Here is a 22132-nt window from a genome sequence, read left to right as displayed (position 1 = left end):
GTTGGCATGATCGCTCGTTGGCCACGGCGCCGTCTGACGCGATGGTGCAGTGCTGAGGGTCGACAGCGGTCGTCTGCCAGAATTTGGCGTGACGCGAAAAGTCGATCTTGGACTTCTTCGAGAGCTGGTTGCCGGCGTAGCCCACGGCAACGCTCGACGCGACGCTCATCGCGCTCTCCGGTGCGGTTTGCCCGAGTGGGGCTGCCAGTGCCGCCGGAAGGCGACGTCACCAAAACCGAACAGGCCAGGCTTGCCGTGGCCGAGGTGACCGCCGAGCGGTTGCCGGAAGTCGCGCGGTTGCTGCGCGCCCACGGCGACATGGTCCCGGCGTCCGGAACGACATCGAGGACGCGTTTTGGGCCGCAGACACAACGCCGGACATTTCACAACGGGTCCGTCACAGCGAAGCGGACGCTGTGGCGTCGGCTGCGGCAATGCCTACACTACCTTTCGGCGGGTTCGTCCGATTCACCGCCGCATTCGACGACTTTGTTCAGGACGTACGACGTGAACTGCTGGCCAGGTTGGTCGCGCGCCGGTGCGCGAGACGGGGTCCCGCGCACCGGGCCGAATCGCGCGGTTCGGCCCGGTGATGGAGTAGGAGTGGGCGCCGGCGAGTTTGCCGCCGTCGATGGTGTAGCGTGCCAGCCCGGCCACCCATCGGCGCTCGCCGAAACGCGCGACGGCCGGTAGATCATCGACCTTCACGGCAACCCGCTCGCCGACCTGACCGTTCTCGAACCCGCCACAGCAGCACTCGCCGGACGCATCACGCCCGCACTGCCACGCCTCATGATGGCGGGACCGGCGAAGACAATCCCGAGCGGCGCGCGGCTCGCGCCGATTCGGCTGTGCGATGGACACCTCCCGTCGCCGCGACCTCCGATCGCGTCGCCCGCCGCTCTCACCAGTCGAGGTTCCTCCACCGCGATACTCGCCATCGGCTAGATCAGCTGTACGAGACAGTCGTGTCCTGCAACCGCGCGGGCAAGAAATGCATACCCTTGCAGGGTGCCAAGCCTCCAGGCAGCCCATCGTGGGTATGAGTACCAGGATCTGCTGTCGGCGACACGCTTAGTCGACCTCATCTTGGGGACCGTGGCGGAAGCTTTCGTCGATGTCAAACAGGTACATGACGACCGATTTGATGACCTCACGGTCATCACGATCGATGGTCAACGAGAACGCACCCAGTTCAAGCACAGCGAGAATGACGACAAGCCGCTTACCGTAGAGACCTTCACGACGGACGCCCGTGATTTGCGCCTGGATCGTCTCGTAGCGGCAGCCGTCGCGGATCGAGACGGTCCCGGCTGTGGAGCCGTTGATCTTGCGTTTCGGGTCGTGCTCCGGAACACCCGACCCGAAGACGAGGCGCTGACCGCCGTCTTGGTACCAGCCGACCCTGATCCAGGCCCTTTTGTTGTCGGCATGCAGAGTCGGCGGCTGCGATTCGACGTCGACCAACTCTGGCCAGTAGAGCCCGCGAACGCGACGACGGCGACGATGGCGAAGCGTTCCCGGTTCTCTTTCCTGCGCGCTGGCTCAAAGGCTGTTGACCGCGCAGACCTGGCGTGGCTATGCAGTCGCCTGGTAATCGAGATTGAGGCACCCAAGTCGAGCGGGATCATGCTGGAGCCGGGACCGGCCGAACGGATTCTTTTGTCCCGGGTGCGTACGGAGGTCGGTGCTGAGTCATATCCGAACGCCGGTCGGTCGGCGGAGGACGTGGCGGAGGCGTTTGCGACGTTCGCGAGACAGGCGCGCCAAGGACTCAGTATTCCGTCGGCTGACGCGATTCTGCAACGCGCTCAACTGCGGCGGGACTTCGGCGCGGTGGCTCGGGCTCATCCGGTTGACCGCTCGTTGGAAGTAGCTCGCCCTAGTACCGTGGCCGAGGTCTACGCGGCGGCGAAGCAGTGCGCGGCGCAGGGCGTCTCGTTGCTCTTGACCGGACCGCCGGGTCAGGGTAAGTCCTGGGCATGTGACCAATTGGTCCGGACTTTGATGGCGGCTGGCTGGCTCGTGGCGGAACACTACTGCTACCTCGCTGAGACGCTCGACGAGCGTGACGAGCGTGTACAGGCTGAGACTGTATTCGGAAGTCTGCTGGGACGGCTGGCGGACGCCGAGCCAACCTTGGTTGATACCCAAAGGCCGCGTTATGCCGCAGACGAGGTGGCGCTCGCAAATGCTGTCGGGCGTGCCATGCAGTTGCAACCTGACCGGCGAGTAGCTCTCGTCGTCGACGGCCTAGATCATGTCGCGCGGATCATGCCTGCGAGACCAGGCACCGACCCTTCCGCTGCGCTCGCCTCCGCGCTGGCCGCTCTTGAGCTTCCAGTCGGCAGCGTGCTTGTTGTCCTGACCCAGCCGGGCGATCACCTCGTGCCATTGCAGAGCGCCGGTGCTCGCACCGTCGCTGTCCCGAGTTTAACTGCGCCGGAACTAGGTGCGCTTGCGGCGAAGCGTGGGCTTGTCCTAGGTCCCGCAACTCCTACAGCGATCGTGGATGAACACCTGACCGATGGCTTCCTTGCCGTACTGGAAGAACGGTCCCGCGGAAACGCCCTGTACGCCACATACTTGTGCCGCGAGGTGACGTTGCGTCCCTATGCCGAGGCCGACCCGGTGGAGGTCCTTCGCGCATTGCCGCCCTTCGACGGAACATTGAGGAACTACTACACCCACCTCACGGCTACGCTCGGGCCTGGTGCCGGCATCGCGGAAGTCGTTGGACTTCTCGACTTCCCGGTCACTCGCACTGAACTGGCCGAGATGAGGCCGGACCTGGCCTACCGGCTGGATGACGCACTCGCAACCCTGGCGCCTGTTGTGGTCGAACGCGCGGCCCAGGGCGGCGTGCGGGTCTATCACGAATCGTTCGCACGCTACCTGCGGCGGCGAGTCGAGGCGAACCCGGGAGCACTGGCGGCTAACCTTCGATTCGTCATCGACTGGCTCGCCGCTCGCGGCTTCTACCACGACGAACGCGCGTTTCGCTTCTTGCTACCGACCCTCGCAGCCGCCAGACGCGACAAAGAGGTTCTCGACCTGGTTGATGTCCACTTCGCCGCCAATGCGGTGGCTGGTGGGCATCCAGCTTCCGCCATCGCGGCGAACCTCTCAACCGCGGCCAGCTGCGCTGGACGGCTTGGAGACCTGCCCGCGTTGACGCGATGTATAGAACTGGCGGGCGCGGCCAAGTGCTTCGAAGACGAGCGGCTCGACTCAGCGCTAGCAGCCTACGTCGATGTACCGATGGCACTACTGGGAAGCGAGGAGTTCGCCAGCAGGCTCATGTTCGACGGCAAGGTAGCGGTCCCTCCGCGTGCGGGCCTCTTGCTGTGCGCTGCCATCGATGCTGCGGGCGCAGTGGCTCCCTGGCAGGACTATTTGACTGCCTTCGCCCGTTGGCGGGCAAAGGATACAACGTCCTTCGGACCCGAATCCGATAGAAAGGTTACGCTGGCTTGGGCTCGTGGCCAGCTTCGGCAAGCTTCGACCGAGGAGATGCGCAAGCAGTCACAACACACGCGCATCGCCCGCTTCCTCAACAGCAGCAGACTCCATCCAGACGATGTCGTCACGACTGCCGCTGACGTGCTTGGCCTTGAAGTAACGGCTGAGCTCATCAATGTGTTGAACAGGCCGGAGGACTGTGCGCTCGCGCTCGCTGAACTGGTCTATCACTCGGCCGAATCGAGCGCCGGCGAGTTGCTCACCCAGCTGCTACCAGTCGCGACACGACAGTGCTCGCCGGGCAACGCCCATCGCCTGCTCAAACTGGGCGTCGCACCGGACGACGTTGACGGGGCGCCCGTAAGCGAGGCGCGAGCCGCTTTGATCGCGCTTACCCAAGAAGTAACGAGCAAGGATGCGCTCCACGTTGATGGTCAGGTGTCGAACTGGCTCGACCGATGCACGCTCGCAGCCTGGCGCGACCCGACCATCCTTCCAACCGTCGAAGGAATCCTCAGCGGCGAGGGCTGGTACCGGTGCTGGCTTCGATTCACCCTCGCGCTTGCAGGGGCGCAAGCCGCAGAAAGCGACCAAGCGCAACTGTCGCTTGAGGCTCTCCGTCACCTCACCGGCGACCTGCGCCCATTCGCGGGCCAGCCACGCGCCTGCGATCTCTACCCTATTCATGAGCAAATCGACGAAAGCCTCCGTTGCGCGGTCGCCCTGCTCGACGACGAAGCGTGGCCTACGGCGCTCGCCATCCTTGAGCAGGTCACTGAAGGTGTCGGGGTGTCCTTGCGCGGTGAAGACGCCGGTCCTATCACTCCGGATTTCCTGCTGACACTCGCGATCGACGGAACCACCACATCGGCCCGGCGCCCTGCCACACAGGCGCTGATCGATAAGGCGCTCGCAGAGGGTGGGGGACGTCGCTACTACTCGACCTTGGCCGAGTACCGGCTCATGGCTGCACGCTTCGCTCTCGCATGCGGAGATACGAGCGAGGCACATACCTTCTGGAATGCGGCCTGCGGCCTGATGACCGCGTACGGCTGGCACAAGGACATCACCATCTACGAGGTCCTCGATCCATTGCCGAACCTCATCGCTGCAGACCCGGCCCGTGCTCGGGTTCGGTTGGCGAAGGTGCAGGGGACTTGCGAACGCGTAGTCCTTCACACCGACGGCAAGAGCACACGTAGTGCTTGGAACCAGTGGTGGACCTTCCTTGCCAAGGCCGACCCTGCGGCACTCGTCAGCCTTGCAGTGCCGGCGTTACTCCAACGCTGCGGTCACGTGTACGACCTCTACAACCGCGCTCTTGAAGACCTTTGGAGATCCTGGCACCACCTAGTCGACCCGATCGTCGCAGCCGCGTTGCGCCTCGCGCTGCCGATGCCGCTCGACGACGCGGATCGGACGGTCGTGGAACGGCTCGCCGACATAGCCGACGGATCTGGCACGGACCTTCCCGGACAGATGCTCACGCTTGTGCTCGCACGCGCTGATGAACGCCCTCTCCGTCATCGCTATACCAACAGTGACGAATTGGTTGCCGAGGACAATGCGCGGGTCGAAGCGCTCAATGTCGTCGCGGCGCGGGGGAACGCCGTGCCGGTCGACGTCGAGCCGTTCACCAGCGTTGATAAGACGGACGAGCGTCGGCCCTCCACGCCACGACGAGCATCGCCTGAGGACGGGTGGGAGGAACCGTTCCTTGGGTTCGATGATGGCGCTCTCGGTGTCGCCCGCGCCATCCGCACGTGGCGACGCCGACCCTACGAGTCCACCAGTCCGGACTGGTCGGCAGAACGATTCGCCAACATTCTCGGCTACCGCCTGGTCGAACTCGCTGAGACCGGAAGCGAACAGGAGGCAGAAGCTGCACTACACAGTCTGGCGGGCTCGCTGCCGACACTCGACCGTAGCGGCCTACTCACCGCTCTCGGCGACGGTTTGGAGGGCCACGGTCAACCCCGGCTCGCTGCGGTGGCCCTCGCCTTGGCGTGGACGCGAGCGCGCGGCAATGGCGGATGGATGAACTTCGGAGGCCAGACCGAACTCGAAGCGCTAATCCGCGCTACCCGACTTGACGCAGACGCCGCCTGGAAGACCGTAGTCTCCGAAGTCATCCGGGTAGTGTCAGGCAGCCACCACGGCTCCCACGGCGTCAGCCAGGCGTTAATTCACGCCACGGTCGCGGGCGGCCTCACCACCGACGGAGCCGCGCTCGACGCGGCTTTTGCCGCCTGGGACGAGGCGCACGCGGTGATTGCCCTCCGAACGCCGAGGATGGCCGACGAGGACGACCCAGACGTGCCGTACACGCCCCCGCCGTTGGACGTGAGCGCCAACCCGACCCGCGATATCGCTGCCATCTTCGGCGAAGCCCTCATTGGAACGATGGCCCACCCCGGCCGGGAGAACAAGCGGCGCGCACTTCTGGCTTTCGAGATTCTCCTGGGACACCGACCGGCAGTCATCGGAGAAGCATTGGCAGCTACTCTGGCTGGCTTAGACGAACCCGCATTGCTGTCATGGCTGCTGGCGGTGGTCGATGATGCGGACGCAGCGCAGCCAACGGTCGGCGAGATATGTCACGACGCTCTCCAGCGCCATGCGACCAGCCCGTACTTGACCGTGCGGGCGCTGGCCTCGCGGCTCTTGGGAAATCGAGCCGCACTACCGCCTGTGACTGCCCCCGACAGGGCACTTCTTCCCAACGGAGCATTGTGGCGGCCCGACGGAGATCAGCCAGTGAATGAGCACGCAGGAGGCATGGCTGAAGTGGCCGCTGGCTACCGGATTGCGGCAGCCGAGGAACTGCTGCCCTACCTCGGCCAGGCTGTTGAGGCACGAATTGCGGCAACGCTGGCCGACCACGGTGTCATGAAGGCCATTGACAAGGAGGCAAATGAGCTGGCCGACACCAACCACCGACGATGGGCTGACGCCTTTACCGGCCGCGACGCGCTAGTAGAAGCTGCTTTGCAGCGGGCGGCGTCTGGAGGTCGCGCTGCCCTCGTGGCCGCCGGCAACCCCACGCCTGATCCAGTTGCATGGGAGTACAGGCTGGCTCGCCGCCTGGTCAACGACCCACGGCTACCGCTAGCCATCGAACGCACCCGGCAGCCGCGCCCGAACACCGTTGCACCGCCGGGATCTCGCGACCCCATCTGGACCCAAGCGCGAGACGTCGCCCCAGCCATCGGCGAACAATCGAAAAGGTCCGCGAACGCCGACCTCGTACTCACGGTGGGGTCAACGGCCCTAGCGTCATGTGACACCGTGCAAGCGGGCCGCTTCCGCACCTGGCGAGTGCTTGCAGCGGCCGAAGAACATGTTGTATTGCCGGTTTGGCCCGAGAAGAGCGATCTTCTGCGACGGTCGGGCCGCGACCGAGCAGTAGAACTGCGACAGCCCAACGACACGACAGGGCTCCAGAGTCGGCCCTTTGCCAGCGACACCGCGGCAAACTGGTTTACTCCGACCCCGCCGCTGCTCAACAGCCCGATACCTAACGCCAGCCGTCCGTTGATCGGAATGGACCTCAATGGAGACTTCTTGGCTGACACGCCATACGGCCTAGGCATACACAGCCCAGTGCTCGTGCCGACCGTTTTACTGAAGTTGGTACTGGGCCTGCAGCCGGCCGATGAGGCACTCGTACTTAACGACGATGTCGGACCGGCGCTGGCAATGATCACATGGCGCAGCCACTACGAAACTAGCGACTACCACCTGCCTTGGCCGCGGACGAGCGGAGCAGCACTGGTAGCAAGCCCGCCCGCCTTCGAAAGGCTTCTCGCTTGGGGGGGCGGGCGTTTGATCATTCGAGAGGTTATCCACGGAGACCCGCGGCTCGCCAGCTCCGCCGATGCCAAGGAAAGTGCGTAACCTAGCTCGCTAGAAACTCGGGACTACCGCGTTGGGGTCTGCTGCACCGTAGTTGGCGTCGTGGCGATGCCGGCCATAGTCAGCGGGGTCTTCGTAAGCCATCCCACGCGGGCTTGCAGACGGGCTCGATTTGAATGAGCCGAAGAGAGCCGCACCCGTGGAAGTGTAGGCGTGCTGCGTCGCCGCACTATGGGATAACGACTGTGGCCAGTGCCCTCGAAGGCGCGGTCATGGTTAGGCTCGCCCACGCCCGGACGAGCAACACTGGCGTCCGCGAACCGCATAGATCGCGCCCGATAGAACGCTATGGGTCACCGCATCCAACACCGACGGAACCGGCGGCCCGCGCCACCGCGACGACCGAATTCTTGCCTTCCCGCCAACTACGGCTGTGACATCTGCGATCTCTGCCACCGATGACAGCCAAACCGGACAGACGAGCACATCCAAGCCCATGCTTCGCTACTTGGCATACGGATCAATCTCGGCCACGCCGGTGCGCGCAGCGCTCGGACAGCGCTGGATGAGTGCGTCGCGTGCGCGCTCAGGTTCCTTGCGCGCCCGGAGGATGGGATCATGAGGTTGTGGGGGATCGCGTGGCCGCTCTTCGGGATCTGCTGAACGAGTGGGACTTCATCGGCGTCTTCGACCCGAAGGTCAACACCGACGAGTATGACTGCATGATCGTCCCATTGTTGACGTGCCTGTCAGCCGGTGCGGAGGCGGCCGCTGTCGAACAGTTCCTAAACGAGGAGATCACCGACCACTTCGGGATGCCCGAGACGGACACCGCTCCGGTCGCCGCGCGAATCGTCAGGTGGTGGGCAACGACCGAGTAGAGCGCCTTGCCGAACGGCGCAGCCACGACCACCAAGCCAGCGGACCAGGCTCGGTTGGCTGAAGTCGTCGGCAGTCGGGGCTCGTACCCGGAACGAACGCCGGCGAGCGGCGCACGATCGGCGGCAATGAGTGCGTGTTACTCATATCCGGCCCGAACGATCTCTGCAAACAAGCGCCAGGACGCTTGCTATTGATCAAAATCCGATGCTTCGACGATACGGGCGCCCGCGACTGCGGACAATCCGTCAAGGAAACGATCCAGGGTGCCGTTCCCCCACTCGGCCTGTCCGGCAGACCGGAAGTCAGTTACCACAGCCGACAAGAAGCGGTCGAAGCCATCCCGAGTCTTGACGTTGCACTTGAGGTCGCTGCTAACCGTCGAGTAGGTGGGACGTGCTTCGTCCGTCCGCTTCCGGCGTTTGGCGCAGGCTGTGTCACCGCGGCAAGGTCAGGGCAGGGGACCGCCAGTGGGCGGCCGTCGGCACTGCGGGCCGACTGCCGGCATGAGCAGGGTTGTACGGGTCCATCTGCCGAAGCCTGAGTTGCGCTGGTCGGTCGACTGGCTTCGCCTGCCGACGTGGGTGATCGCGGCCAGCGGTTTCGGGCGAAGGAATAGTTTGGTTCTTTTCCCGAGTTTTGGGCGTAGCGGTATCCGTAAGGTATCGAAGGAGTGATTGGTCTCGACATGCCGACCTTGTCAGCCATAGCATGCCGAATGTAGGCACGCAGTTCGATCAAGCTGTTGGGGTTCGCGCTCCGACTGATGTGGCGTCGAACGCCGCTTCCCGGATGATCCGGGCTCTGTTGTGGATTTTCGCGCGTCTGGCGCGTGGCTGTTTGGATCCCTGTTCGTTCGTCGCGGTCGAGGTTCACCCACCGCTGGCGCTCCGAGTTGACATGTGATCGCGCATCCGTGGCGCCCTGCCAAGGGCGCAACGTCGAACTGGTGGGCTTGTTGGGCTTGCGGGTGCATATCCGACCGGACGACATCCGGTTTTGTCGTACCCGCCTGCCAGGATGCGCGCTGGTCCGTTCGAGACGAGAGGGAGCAGACGTGGGTGTCAGTAAGTTCGTTGATCAGCTTGCCGAGGCGGTGGCATTGTCCGGCAACCGCGCGGTGGTGCGGGTCTCCGCCGTTTATGAGCCGGCCGGCGGCTCGGGAGCGAAGGTGTTTCCGCCGACGTATCCGAGCCGCGACGGGGCTCCATATGTGCGGGAGTCTCGATTGATCGATGGGAAGCCACGGGAGGACGTGGTGTTGGATTCCGTTGCGTCGCAGGCGAACCGGGCGGAGGAGGCGTTGCTGCGGGCTCGCCGGTCCGGGTTGATAGAGATTCCACTGATGGAGTTGCGACATTCTGGCGAGATCGGAGTGGTGTTGACCTCGTTGGAGTGGCCTCACCGGTATGCCGATGCCTACCTGCGCGACAGCCTGTTGGGCGGGGCCAGGTTCGACCGAACAGATCTTGGCCGATCGTTGCAGGCGGCCTCCGCGGCGGATGCATCGTCACTGTATCGGCACGATCCCGGCTCGTTGGTGTTCGGTGCCTGGAACAGCCACCGCAAGGGTCGGCAGCAGAAGTTCCCGCGGGTCTATTCGAGCGAGGTTGTGGGATGGGATCCCGTCGTCGGCGCCCGCAACGCGGGCCGGCTAGATCCGCTCAACCTGGTCGGTGCGGCGCGTCGAAATGGTGATGATTGGGAGTTCCTGCCGGTCGGGGAAAAGATCAAGGGCGAAAAGTTCAGCGAGATCGGACACGGCAACGTGGCGCCGAATCCGCAGCATGGTGGCGTGACGATCTCTTCGGCGTCGCGGTCGGCGACGTTGTCGATGGCGGGCTTGGACCGCATCGGTTTCGGCGACGTGTCGGTAGAGGCGGCGGTTGCCGCCCGCACCGTGTTGGCGGCGTACGCACTTGTCGCCGACCGGCTGGCCTTCGGCGGCGCGAGCATGTGGCTGCGCAGCGGCTGCGAGTTGGTGCTCACCGACGAGCGGCTGGAATGGGTCGGCCGGGGCGGCACGGTGGAGCGGTTCGAGCTTGCGACCGACCACGCCATCGAGGTGCTCCAGGTAGCTGTCGACCGCGCGAACAAGGCGGGAATGGCCTGGTCGACCGAGACGGTGGAACTGACACCGACGCCGTCGCTGGCCAAGGCGATCGAGTTCTCCCTGACCAGGGTCACCACGGTGGAGGACTGACGATGGCGTTCACGGTGACGGTCGACCTGTTGACCGGTTCGTACGACGCGGCGGATCCGGAGGACCGAGAGCTCGCCGAGTGGCCGCCGCAGCCCGCACGCCTGCACTGCGCGTTGGTCGCGGCGGCGCGTGGGGACGCGGAACGGGCGGCGCTGTTGTGGCTGGAGCGGCAGCCGCCACCGCTGGTCCGTGCGGCCATGTCGGCTAGGTCGTCGCGGCGCGATTCCTATGTCGTGACCAACGAGCTGTCGAAGTCGGGTGGTAGCCAGACCCATCCGGGGAGGTCCAACCAGTTGCGGACGCGGACGCGGGCGCTGCCGGCGTCATGCGCGGTGCGGTTCGAATGGCTAGATACTGTGGACGCCGACGACGTGGTGGAGGTCATTGACCGGATCGCCCGGCGGGTGCCTTATCTGGGTCGGTCGACCGGCATCGCGTTGATCGCTGCCCGTGCCGGCACGGACAACGGCCACGATGCCGTCTCGGGCGACGGTGTCAGTGCTTCGGGCGGCCCCGAGTGGGCGGTGTGGGAGCCGTGCGCGTTGACCGAGGCTGAACTGTCGCTGCGTGTCGCCTACAGCGGTTACCTGGCGGAACTCGACGATCTGCACGATGCGGGAAGGTCGTCGTGGGAGGCGAACCGGTTCCACGGATACCGGGTAAGGCGACCGGCCGTGCCAGCCCAGGGGGCCGCACCGCGGTCGGTGTATCCGGATGTTGTCATGCTGCGGTTCGCCGGGGTGAAGCCTGACGGACGGCTTGCCAGCGTGTTCACTGGCCGGTTGCGGTCGCGCGTCTTGGCGTGCGCGGGGCCGGAGGCGCCGGCGGTCTTGCACGGGCACGGCGTGCCGGGGCGGCCGCATGTAGCGTTTCTGGCCTTGCCCGATGTCGGCGGCGAGCACGCCGACGGTCACCTGTTGGGGCTCGCAGTCGCGGTCCCGGAGTTGCCGGCCGAGCAGCGGCGCAGTGTGCTGGCCGCGGTGCCGGGTCTGCGGCCGGGCGGGGCGGGGACGGTCGACCTGGATGTGCCGGGCATCGGAAGGGTCGAGCTCGGTTACCGGCCCGGGTTGGTGCGGCCGTGGGGTGTGAACCCGGACCGGTGGCGGCTCGGAAGCCAGACCTGGGTGTCGGCAACTCCGATGGTGTTCGACCGGTATCCCCGCAGCCCGGATCGGGAGGAAGAGGTGGTTCGGGAGTCGGTGCGGATGCTCGGCCTGCCTGACCCTCTGGATGTGCGGGTCAGTGCTCAGCCGCTGATCGCGGGAGCGGTTCGGATGCGTCCGCGGGACCTGCCCGAGAAGATGCGTGGTCGGCTGTTTCGCCATGTCGCTCTGTCCTTTCGGCAGCGGGTGGCCGGCCCTGTCCTGGTGGGTGCCGGTCGCTATCTCGGTCTGGGGCTGTTCGCTCCGATGCCGGACGGGCAGCGGTGAGATGCTGACCGCGGACGATTTCGTCGAGTTCTACGCCCAGGTCCACCAGCGCCGTCCGTTCGCCTGGCAGCGGGACCTGGTCGACACCGTCCTGCGGGACAATGCCTGGCCCGATCTGGTCGATGTGCCGACCGGTATGGGCAAGACGTCGATGCTCGACGTCTCGGTGTTCGTGACTGCGGCTAGTGCCGCCAAGGAAGGTGCGGGCCGGGTGGGGCGGCGCCGGTGTCTGTTCGTCGTCGACCGGCGGATTGTGGTCGACGAGGCGACCGAGCACGCCTCGACGATCGCGGCGGCGCTTCGCCGGGCTGAAGCGCAACAGCGGTCCGGTTCTCTTGACGATGGCGGCGTGGCCGCGAGAGTCGCGGCGGCGTTGCGATCGTTGGCACCGGATGCGGTATCTGTCCCGCCGTTGACGGTGACCCGGATGCGCGGCGGTACGACGTGGGCAGCCGAGTGGCTGCCGCGTCCCGACCTGCCCGGAATCGTCATCAGCACCGTCGACCAGGTCGGCAGCCGGCTTCTGTTCCGGGGCTACGGAATCAGCGGGCGTCGCCGCCCGATCGATGCCGCGCTGGTGGGGACCGATGCGCTGCTGCTGGTCGACGAGGCGCACCTGGCTACCGCGCTGTTGGACACGGCCGCGGCCCTGCGGGAACGGGACCGGTCAGCTCTGCCGGTACCTGGATTGCAGGTGGTCCGTCTGACGGCCACCGCACGCCGGGAGGTTTCCACGGATACCGGCGGTGGCCGACGCTACCCGTTCGACCTTGAGGCGCACCGCGACGATGTCGAGGCGATGCGACGCCTGAGCGCCACGAAGCGGGTGTTCCCGTTGCTGTCGACGCCGAAGACCGTAGCGGCGGTGATGGCTGCCGCGGCGCGGCGTCTGGCGAGCACCGGTAGCCCGGTCAACCGTAGTGGTTGGGCGCCGACGGTCCTGGTGGTCTGTAATACCGTCGACCGCGCCCGCACCGTTCACTCACTGATCGACAAGGCGGTCCGGACGGAACCGGCCGACGTCGACCTGCTGATCGGCCGTTCGCGACCGGCGGACCGGGACGAACTCGTCGAGCGGATCGCCGGCCGCTTCGGTCTGCGTCGCAGCCCGTCCGAGCGTGCCTCGATCCTGGTCGCCACGCAGACCGTCGAGGTCGGTGTGAACCTCGACGTCGATGCGCTGGTGACCGAGTCGGCGTCGTGGGATGCCCTGGTTCAGAGACTGGGACGGCTCAACAGGTTGGGTCGGGCCGGCGAGCGCATCTTCGACCGGTCGGCGACGGCGCTCGTTGTCCACGACGGCGAACCCGACGGTCCGGTCTACGGCGCCGCACGCGACCGTACCTGGGAGCACCTGTGCCGGCTCGTTCCGGCCGTGAGCGACCTTGCCGCGATCGATGACACGACGGCCTGGCTGGACATGTCCCCGCAGGCCGTCCGTACGGTGACCGCAAGCCTGCCCTCTGACGTGGCCGCGCCGCGCCCCGACGTTCCGGTACTCCAGGTGCCGACGCTGGACGCATGGGTGCGTACCGCCCCGGCCCCGTTGGGTGACACACCCGTCGATGTGTTCCTGCACGGCTTCGGCACCGGTGCTGCCGGCGTCCAGGTGGCCTGGCGTGACGGCCTACTCATCGACGATCCGCTCGACGACCCGTTCGAGGATTCGACCGACACGTCGACACGCGCGGCGAACCTGCTGCTGTCCGCGATGCCGATCCGCACCGCAGAGCAGGTCGAGGTGCCGTTCGTGGCCCTCCGGCAATGGATGGCCGGGTTCGCCGTGCCACCGGTCGCGGATGTCGAGTCGGCACCGGACATCGACGTACGTCCGCAGCAGGTCAGGGACGACTTTCAGGTCCTCGCATGGCGTGACATCGCCAGTGCGGGATCCGCCTCGACCGCGGGCGACGCGGCCACGGCCGGATGGGTATGGATCTCCGCCGCGCAGCTACGGCCGGGAGACCAGATCGTGGTCCCCAGCGCCCGCGGCGGACTCGACCGGTACGGCTGGTGCCCTACCAGCCTGACACGAGTCTCCGATCGTTGTGAGGTCGCTGCGTTCCGGTCCGGCCGCCCACTACTACGCATCACCACGGACCTCGCCGACCGCCTCGGCATCACCGGTCCCGACCGGGTCACGCTCCAGGACGCCATCAACGACCTGTACCGAAGCAGCGCAGACGACCCGGCATCCGAAGCCGCGGAACACCTGATACAGACGCTGCAGGCCACCCTCACCACCGCGGACGGTGCCGAAGCCGCGTCCACCGGTCGACTTCCCATCGGGCTGACGGCGGCGCAGATCGTGGCATGGCTCGACACCGGTCCACAGATGCTCGCCCTCGGGGATGAAGATCGAGCGGCGGTCGTTGGCGGGTTCCGGTCCCCCACCACTGTCTTGTGGCTGCTGACCGGCGGCCGCGCAGCGGACGGTGACCCCGGTCAGGACCCCCCACGCGTTCCGGGCGTGGAGGGCGACGACGACCATGTCGCAGGCAGCAGCGTCAGCACCACTCCCGTCGGTCTCGACCAGCACGGCCACGCAGTGGGACAGCGGGCTGCGGCAATCGCCGCAGCGCTACGGCTGCCACCCGACCTCGCCCGGACGATCGTCGACGCCGCCCGCTGGCACGACGTCGGAAAAGCCGAACCGCGCTTCCAGATCATGCTGCACAACGGCGACTCCCTCACGGCGGCCCTCGCTGCCGAACCGCTGGCCAAGTCCGGCATGTCAACCCGGGACCGAACGGTGTGGCGACTGGCCCGCCAACGCAGCGGACTTCCTCCCCGTGCCCGGCACGAGGCATGGTCTGCCGGACTGATCCGCGAGTACCTTCGCCAGCGCGCCGAACCCTATCCAGGCGACGCCGATCTGCTCATCCACTTGATCGCCAGTCACCACGGCCACGCCCGACCATGGCTGCCCCTCGTGCAGGACAACCAGCCGACCACCATCGAACACCACATCGACGAACAACCCGTCAAGGTCACGTCGGCACAGACCGTGTTCCTGGATCACCCCGCACGGTTCGCCCGGCTGAACGCCCGCTACGGGCGGTGGGGACTCGCCCTGCTGGAAACGATCGTGCGCTGCGCCGACACCACCATCTCCGCGGAGGGATCATGACCGAGCTGTCCCTGCCCGCCCTCGACGGGCGCACACCTCTCGGCTTCCTCGCCGCGCTCGGTATCCTGCGACTCGTCACCGAGAACCGGCACCCGGATGCGCACCTACGATGGAGCCCGGCCGACTGCACCGCGGTGCTGTGCAACGCTCAAGACAACATCGACGACCTCGTGGCCGACCTGAACACCGTCGTCGAGGCCATCCCGGCCGACGGCGTCCTACCCGCAATGCCGATCGACCTTCCCCCGCCCGGCGCCGCCCCCGACAAGATGCGGCTACCGCGCCCCGAGCTGACAGCACTCGCCGCACGAGTCTGGGCCGACGCCGGTGAAGCCGGCGAGCGGTGGATGGCCAGCATGGTTACCGACCTGAGCCTCGACGACCAGAAACGCGCGAACATCAGCCGCTACGCGGCGCCCTCGGGCAAGCAGTCCATGCGGACCATGCTGGAAAAGCCGCTCAGCCACATCCGCACCAACCCTGGCGTTCTACGAGAAGCGATCCTCGGGTGGCGGCGATACCCCGGCGTCACCGGCGAATACCTCGACCATCGGGTCCTGTTCGATGCCGCCGACGCCCCGGACGGCAAACCCATGGAACGCGGCGTACCCGGCGCAACCTGGCTTGCGTTGATGGCCTACCCACTGCTGCGTACCACCGCCACAGCCGGCGAAGCCACGAGCACCGGATGGCAACGCCCACCGGGCCGCCGCACCACACACCAACTGATCTATCCACTGTGGAGTCACCCACTCGACATGCACACCATCCCGACCGTGCTCGACCACCCGATCCTCGACAGCGCCCAACCCGGACGACCTCCGGACCTCGCACAAGTCCTGTCGATCTTCCTGATCTGTTGCGCCCAACGACGCCGCATCCCCGGCCGCAACTTCGCCGGCGTCCTCACCCCGATCCGTCCGCCGCGGGCCACCTCCAACTGACCCAAGGATGCCTTCGTGACACCACGACGCACCTCTTCCCGGCGTTCAGCGTCGGCTCCGTTGCCGCGACGCCGGCTCTTCCCGGCGTTCAGCGTCGGGCTCCGTTGCGGCAAGGCAGCCGTCGAGGGCCTCGGGAAGATCTGGGCTCTTCCCGGCACTAACCGCCGGGCTCTGTTGCGGCGTGTCCACGTAGATGTCGATCCACGCCTTGAGGTTCCTCTTCCCGGCGTTCGCCGCCGGGCTCCGTTGCGGCTTCTGGTTCAGGACCCGGCCGGCGGCGATGAGCGACCTCTTCCCGGCGTTCACCGCCGGGCTCCGTTGCGGCGACGGGTAGGGCACCTCACGCACGAAGCCCGTGAGGCTCTTCCCGGCGTTCGCCGGCGGGCTCCGTTTCGGCAGTTCCTTCGGTGCCGCTACTCTGGCGGTAACGACCCGTTCCCGGCGTTGAGCGCCGGACTCCGTTGCGGCCAGGTCATCGCGGATGCGTTCTCGTCGCCTGAGGTACTTTCCCGGCGTTCACCGCCGGGCTCCGTTGCGGCGAGCGTGACCTGGACCCGCAGGACGTGGAGGCGCTGCTCTTCCCGGCGCTCACTCCGGGCTCCGTTGCGGCGACCAGGTGCAGGCGATGGCTGACGCCCTACGCCGGCTCTTCCCGGCGTTCACCGCCGGGCTTCGTGCTCCGTTGCGGCACCGAATCCCGCTCTGGGAGGTTGGACCCATCTTGCTCTTCCTGGCGCTCACCGCCGGGCTCCGTTGCGGCTACGCGTTCGCCGTCGACCTCTACGAGGCGCCGGTGCCGTTCCTGGCGTTCGACGCCGGGCTCCGTTGCGGCCGCGGCAGGTGGTCGATTAGGTTGAGCAGCTTGCGCCCGTTCCCGGCGTTCAGCGCCGGGCTCCGTTGCGGCCTGTGCTGGAGGTTCACTCCCCGCCCGTGGCCGCCCTGCCGTTCCCGGCAATCAGCGCCGGGCTCCGTTGCGGCTGGTTGCCGCGCGTCGGCGACTGCTGGCCCTACTGACCCCCGTTCCCGGCGTTCAGCGCCGGGCTCCGTTGCGGCTTTCCCTCGCCGCGGCTGGGCGCGAGCAGGACGTGCTGCCGTTCCCGGCGTTCAGCGCCGGGCTCCGTTGCGGCGAATCCCACCGTCTCCGCATGGTCCTGTAGCGCGCCTCTCCCTGGCGTTCGCGGCCGGGCTCCGTTGCGGCCTCCGTGCTCTGTCCGGTGTCGACGTAGGTCAGCTCCTCTACCCGGCGCTCACCGGGCTCCGTTGCGGCCCGAACCCGTCGACCTGGTCGCGTGCGGAACCCCACCTCTTCCCGGCGCTCACTGCCGGGCTCCGTTGCGGCTCCACTGTCCTTAGTATTGTGGGCGCTCACGCAATTGACCTAGGGTCGGCTCACGTTATTGGTCTGGCCCTGCCTATTTCCCGGCGTGGAGTAGCCGTCGGGGCACTCGCTTCGTGCTGGGCCGAGTAGCTAATCTTGCTGGGGCTGGCCGTCGGCATCATCTTGGTGGCGCGACGGGTTGGCTGGTCACCGAGATCCTTCGGCGTGGCGGCGGCTAGCTTGCTGGAGTGAGCTACGACTTGTTCGTCCAGCGCTTCGAGAACGGCGATGCGGCGGCGATGGATGGCATCGCGTTCCGGGCAGTCTGGGGACCGTATGTCGATCGCACTGAGCCAGAGTTCGACCTGTGGCATTTTCAGGTCGACGATGGTGGCGGCGCGGAGATCTACGGCGGTGTCGCAGGTGAGACCTTCGACAGCCTTGTGATCTCCAGGTTCTCGCCGGGCCGCGTTCTGGACCTGCTGGTCGAGTTCGCTGCCGCAGCCGATGCCGTGGTGATGCCGCCAGGCTGCCCAACGCTTCTGGTGCGTGAAGACCAGCGGCGGCATTTGCCTGAGGAACTACGAGCGGACGCGGTCATAGTGCGCGGCGGCGCGGACGTGGAACGCATCCTGGACGAGAACTGATTAGAAGGGTGCTTGTCCGGGCTCGGGTGTGCGCGGTTCGGGGATGTTGTAGGTCCATTCGTCGATGTCATCGGGCCACGGGGCGACGCGGCCTTGGTCGTCCCAGAAGCCGGTTTCGATGTTGTCGGTGAACAGGGCCGCGTTGCGGGCGGCGCGTTCTTCGGGGTCGGGGATGGCGGGGTCGCCGGTGATGTGCGCGGTCATCTTGCGATCTCTCCGGGCGTGGGTGGACCCGCGGGCAGTGGCGAAGGCGTCGATCGAGCCGGGAAGCTCGGCTTCGGGGACCTTGATCAGGTCGGCTACTTGGTGGTGGCTGTTGCCCTGGGTCGTTTGTTCGGCCGGTAGGAAGGGCCGTTCATGAAGACCTGGTGGCTGTTGTTGATGAGTCGGTCGAGCAGTGACTCGGCGACGACGGGGTTGGGGAACAGCGGATACCAGTCCTGCGGTGCCCGGTTGGCGGTGATCGCGATCGAGCGGCCTTCGGCGATGCGTTGGGAGATCAACTCGTAGAGGTCGTCGGCTTGACCGGGGGTGAACTCGCGCATCGCGAAGTCGTCGAGGATGAGCAGGTCGGCTTTGACGTGGGCGGCTAGGCGTTTGTCGAAGGTGTGGTCGGCGTGCCCGCCGGCCAGATCGGCCAGGATGCGGCTGGTCTTGTGGAAGCGGACCTCGGCGCCGGCGCGGATGGCCAGGTGGCCCATGGCCTGGGCGACGTGCGTTTTCCCGACGCCGACGGCGCCGTAGAGGATGATCGATTCCCCGGCTTGCAGCCAGCGCAGCGCGGCGAGGTCACGGATCTGCGCTGCCGGGAGTTTCGAGTTGGCGCCGAAGTCGAAGCCTTCGAGGGTGGTTTCGGTGTCGAACCGGGCGCGGCGCAGCCGGCGGCCCATGGCGACCTGTTCGCGGCGGGTGATCTCGTCGTCGCAGAGGATCTGCAGGAACTCCAGGTAGCCGAGGTCGCCGCCTTGGGCTTGGGCGAGGCGGGCGTCGAGGGTCTCGAGCATCCCGGACAGTTTCAGGGCGCGGAGGCTGTCGGCCAGCGCGGGGCGCAGGATCGTCATCGGTTCGTCTCGTCCTTCGTCGGCGTGGCGAGGGTGAGCAGGGCGCAGGTCATGACACGGCGTCTTGCGGCTCGTCGTCCCCGGCGTCGTCACGACGGTCGGAGTCGGTCACGCTCGTCGTGCCGGCCGTGGTCGCGGTGGACGCGGCCGGGGCGGGAAACGGGATGACGTCGGCGAACAGGCCGGCAGGGCCGTGCAGGAACGCGGGGGCGCCAGCGTCACCGGTGGGCCGGTCGGCTTCAATGTCCTCAAGCCCGGCGGCCAGGATGTTGCGGATCGTGCGGTAGGACGGATCACCGGCCGTGGTGGCTTTGCGGCAGGCCGCCTCAAGGCGGGCGTCGGAATACTTGCCGGCCAGGTTGAGGATCGCCTGCGCCGAGCGCAGCCGATGCAGCAACGGGCCGTCGAGTAGCTCGGCGATCACCACGGCGGTCGCCGGTCCGGTCTGCTCGGCCCGCTCGCGGCACCATTGCGGGGTGCGCGTGTGGAACGCGATCTTCTCCGGCGGGTAGTCCGCGACGTCGGTGACCTTGCCTTTGGCTTTGCGGACGTGGGTCTTGACCAGCTCGCCGTGGTGGAAGATCTGCACCATCGTCGCGGTGGCGCGGATGTCGACCGTCTGTCCGATCAGCTTCCAGGGCAACGAGTAGAGCGCCTTGCCGCACTTGACGTGGACGTCCGAGCCGACGGTGGCCCGCGACCACTCCGCCAAGGTAAACGCCGCGGCCGGCAGCGGAGTCAAGGTTCCGGCCTCGGCTTGGTCGAACACCTCCGCCGGGGTGCGCCCGTCCAGACCGCGGTGTTTGCGTTGCCCGGCGACTTCCCGGCACCAGTGCAGCGCCGAGGCCTGCATCTCGACCAGCGAGGCGAACTCCCGGCCTTTCCACCAGGAGTCCCGGATATAGGGCATCTGCCGCTCGACCCGCGGTTTGTCTTTGGGTTTGCGGGCCCGTGCAGGGTCGACCAGCACGCCGTAGTGCGCGGCGAGTTCTGCGTAGGCCCGGTTCAGTTTCGGGTCGTAGAGGTCGGGCTTGTCGACGCCGGTCTTCAGGTTGTCCGGGATCAGCCGGGCCGGGCAGCCGCCGAAGAACGCGAACGCCTCGACGTGACTGGCCGTCCACGACGCCTGGTCCATGCTGATCACCGGCCGCACGAACATGTGCCGCGAGTGCGACAGGACCATGACGAACGCCCAGATCCGCTGCGACCGGCCAGTGCGCGGGTCCGTCCAGGAGCCGAGCAGGCCGTAGTCGATCTGCGCTTCCAGCCCCGGCTCCGGGTCGGCGCGCAGCACCGTCACCTTCTCCCGGACCGCGTCCTCAGCCAGGTTCGCCGTGACATACCGCTTGAACGACGCCAACGATCCGGTCACTTGATGCTCGTCACGCAGCCGCTGGTGGATCGTCGCCTTGGTCACCCCGGACCGCAGCATCTCGACGATGTAGTCGCGGTGCTTGTCGAAGTCCGGCCAGGTCACCTGCCGCAACCTGGTATCGGTCAGATGCGGGAACCACTGCTTGACCAGCGGTTCCCAGTCCGCCTGGCTCATCGGCGGCGTCCCGCCCGGCACGAACCCTGCCGCGATCGCCGGCTCGACATACCGCCGGATCGTCCCGCGAGCCACACCCAGCGAGCCCGCGACGTCGTACTGAGACCGGCCCGCGTACCAGTGCGCCAGGATCTCGGTTATATCGATCACGTGGAACGTCCTCCTCGCCATCCGCTCCCCAGCCACCAGGGCCGTCGGGCGCAGATCATGGACGGGGAAGAGAAAGGATCTTGATAACTGCGGCCGAACGCTCGTCGCATCCTCCACGAACATCACGAGCGCCTGACCAGGCACGACGAGCGACGACTAGGTCAATTACGTGAGCGAATCAGCCTCTGACAGGAACATTCGGTGAGCGCCGACAGTATTGCCCTCAAGCATGGTTGCACCTCTTCCCGGCGCTCGCCGCCGGGCACCATTGCGGCCACGCCGACGCGCCGACGTGGGACGCCCTGCCGGCCGCTCTTCCCGGCGTTCAGTGTCGGGCTCCGTTGCGGCGCGACACCTGGGCCGTGGTTGACGGAGGTGTCGTAGCCGTTCCCGGCGTTCAGCGCCGGGCTCCGTTGCGGCTCGCCACCGGTGCGGATGCGCTCCAGCATCAGGCGCTCCCGTTCCCGGCGTTCTGCGCCGGGCTCCGTTGCGGCCGCCCCGAGTTGGCGTCGCCGAACGGGGGACGAATCCGTTCCCGGCGTTTAGCGCCGGGTTCCGTCGCGGCAACGTGTACAGCAAGGCCGGCAGCTACCTGCAACTCGCCTTTCCCGGCGTTTCACCGTCGGGTTCCGTTGCAGCAGGCCCTCCTGCGACTCGGCGTCGGAGTGCCCGGAGCTCTTCCCGGCGTTCGCCGCCGGGCTCCGTGCTCCGTTGCGGCACCGAACCCGCTCTGGGATGTCGGACCCACCTTGCTCTTCCCGGCGCTAACCGCAGGGCTGCGTTGCGGCGCGATGTCCTGCATATACTTGTCGCGCAGGGCCTTCAGCTCTTCCTGGCGTTCAGCGCCGGGCTCCGTTGCGGCTAGATCGCCTCGATGTAGGCGTCCCGGTTGTCGCCCCGTTCCCGGCGTTCAGCGCCGGGCTCCGTTGCGGCCGGTCCACGAACAGGCCCAGTACCCGGTAGTACTTACCGTTCTCGGCGTTCAGCGCCGGGCTCCGTTGCGGCCTCTCTCCCTCTGTGTTGAGTGCTGACGCACTCCCACCTCTTCCCGGCACTCACCGCCGGGCACCGCTGCGGCGCGATCGGGGCGGCTGTGGCCCCGCACACCACCCGCACTCTTCCCGGCCGCTCACCGCCGGGCTCCGTTGCGGCGACACCGTCAATGGCGCTCAGACCGTGCGGCCTCTGCCTCTTCCCGGCCTTCAGCATCAAGCTCCGTTGCGGCGGTACGCAGTACGGAGAACCGGAGAACAGCCGGTGCCTTCTTCCCGGCGTTCAGCGTCGGGCTCCGTTGCGGCTAGCCGGTGTCGACCGCGACCCGGGCCCGGCCGCCCCTTCCCGGCGTTCAGCACCGGGCTCCGTTGCGGCACCCCCTGGCGCGGGCGCGCATCCCGAGCGACTCCGTTCCTGGCGTTCAGCGCCGGGCTCCGTTGCGGCTCGCCACCGGTGCGGATGCGCTCCAGCATCAGGCGCTCCCGTTCCCGGCGTTCTGCGCCGGGCTCCG

At 67.0% G+C, this 22132-nt stretch carries 11 protein-coding genes and 1 pseudogene; 7 read left to right on the top strand and 5 right to left on the bottom strand.

Annotation, left to right across the window (positions count from 1 at the left end):
• Nucleotides 1-1074: 1074 nt before the first annotated feature.
• Nucleotides 1075-1467: a hypothetical protein gene (locus Val02_RS31510; RefSeq protein ID WP_203902901.1), complete on the bottom strand. Its 393-nt coding sequence runs from the start codon at nt 1465-1467 to the stop codon at nt 1075-1077.
• A gap of 39 nt (nt 1468-1506) precedes the next feature.
• Between Val02_RS31510 and Val02_RS31505 the strand changes: the two genes are divergently transcribed.
• The 6 genes from Val02_RS31505 to Val02_RS31480 all read left to right on the top strand — a co-directional run bounded on the left by Val02_RS31505 (nt 1507) and on the right by Val02_RS31480 (nt 15903).
• Nucleotides 1507-7359 (top strand): P-loop domain-containing protein, encoded by a 5853-nt coding sequence (locus tag Val02_RS31505; RefSeq protein WP_203902900.1) that lies wholly within the window; start codon nt 1507-1509, stop codon nt 7357-7359.
• Between the two features lie 584 nt (nt 7360-7943).
• Nucleotides 7944-8198 (top strand): hypothetical protein, encoded by a 255-nt coding sequence (locus Val02_RS31500; protein ID WP_203902899.1) that lies wholly within the window; start codon nt 7944-7946, stop codon nt 8196-8198.
• 1055 nt (nt 8199-9253) lie between these two features.
• Nucleotides 9254-10399, top strand: a complete 1146-nt coding sequence (gene cas7g, locus Val02_RS31495) for a type I-G CRISPR-associated RAMP protein Csb1/Cas7g (protein ID WP_203902898.1) — start codon at nt 9254-9256, stop codon at nt 10397-10399.
• 2 nt (nt 10400-10401) lie between these two features.
• Nucleotides 10402-11829: a type I-G CRISPR-associated protein Csb2 gene (gene csb2, locus Val02_RS31490; protein WP_203902897.1), complete on the top strand. Its 1428-nt coding sequence runs from the start codon at nt 10402-10404 to the stop codon at nt 11827-11829.
• A 1-nt stretch (nt 11830) separates the two neighbouring features.
• The gene (gene cas3g / locus Val02_RS31485; RefSeq protein WP_203902896.1) at nt 11831-14959 is read left to right on the top strand and encodes a type I-G CRISPR-associated helicase/endonuclease Cas3g; all 3129 of its coding nucleotides are present in this window, start codon (nt 11831-11833) and stop codon (nt 14957-14959) included.
• Nucleotides 14956-15903 (top strand): type I-G CRISPR-associated protein, Cas3-extension family, encoded by a 948-nt coding sequence (locus Val02_RS31480; protein WP_203902895.1) that lies wholly within the window; start codon nt 14956-14958, stop codon nt 15901-15903. The genes cas3g and Val02_RS31480 overlap by 4 nt, the downstream gene beginning before the upstream one ends.
• A gap of 45 nt (nt 15904-15948) precedes the next feature.
• Here the strand turns inward: Val02_RS31480 and Val02_RS48890 are convergent, their stop codons facing one another.
• Nucleotides 15949-16209 carry a hypothetical protein gene (locus Val02_RS48890; protein WP_444546006.1) on the bottom strand — a complete coding sequence of 87 codons (261 nt, stop codon included), beginning with the start codon at nt 16207-16209 and terminating at the stop codon, nt 15949-15951.
• A gap of 1260 nt (nt 16210-17469) precedes the next feature.
• On the opposite strand from Val02_RS48890, the gene Val02_RS31475 reads away from it, so the two are divergent.
• Nucleotides 17470-17868 (top strand): hypothetical protein, encoded by a 399-nt coding sequence (locus Val02_RS31475; protein WP_203902894.1) that lies wholly within the window; start codon nt 17470-17472, stop codon nt 17866-17868.
• Here the strand turns inward: Val02_RS31475 and Val02_RS31470 are convergent, their stop codons facing one another.
• The 3 genes and pseudogenes from Val02_RS31470 to istA form a co-directional block, all read right to left on the bottom strand.
• Nucleotides 17869-18072: a hypothetical protein gene (locus Val02_RS31470; RefSeq protein ID WP_203902893.1), complete on the bottom strand. Its 204-nt coding sequence runs from the start codon at nt 18070-18072 to the stop codon at nt 17869-17871.
• 95 nt (nt 18073-18167) lie between these two features.
• The gene (gene istB, locus Val02_RS31465; RefSeq protein ID WP_203902892.1) at nt 18168-18929 is read right to left on the bottom strand and encodes an IS21-like element helper ATPase IstB; all 762 of its coding nucleotides are present in this window, start codon (nt 18927-18929) and stop codon (nt 18168-18170) included.
• Nucleotides 18930-19116: 187 nt separating this feature from the next.
• Nucleotides 19117-20628 (bottom strand): annotated as a pseudogene (gene istA / locus Val02_RS31460) (IS21 family transposase); the annotation flags it as partial.
• Nucleotides 20629-22132: the final 1504 nt, after the last annotated feature.

This window comes from Virgisporangium aliadipatigenens (genome assembly GCF_016863615.1).
Classification (GTDB): Bacteria; Actinomycetota; Actinomycetes; order Mycobacteriales; family Micromonosporaceae; genus Virgisporangium; species Virgisporangium aliadipatigenens.
Note: the sequence above shows the minus strand (reverse complement) of the source record. Positions and strands in the feature narration are given on the sequence as shown.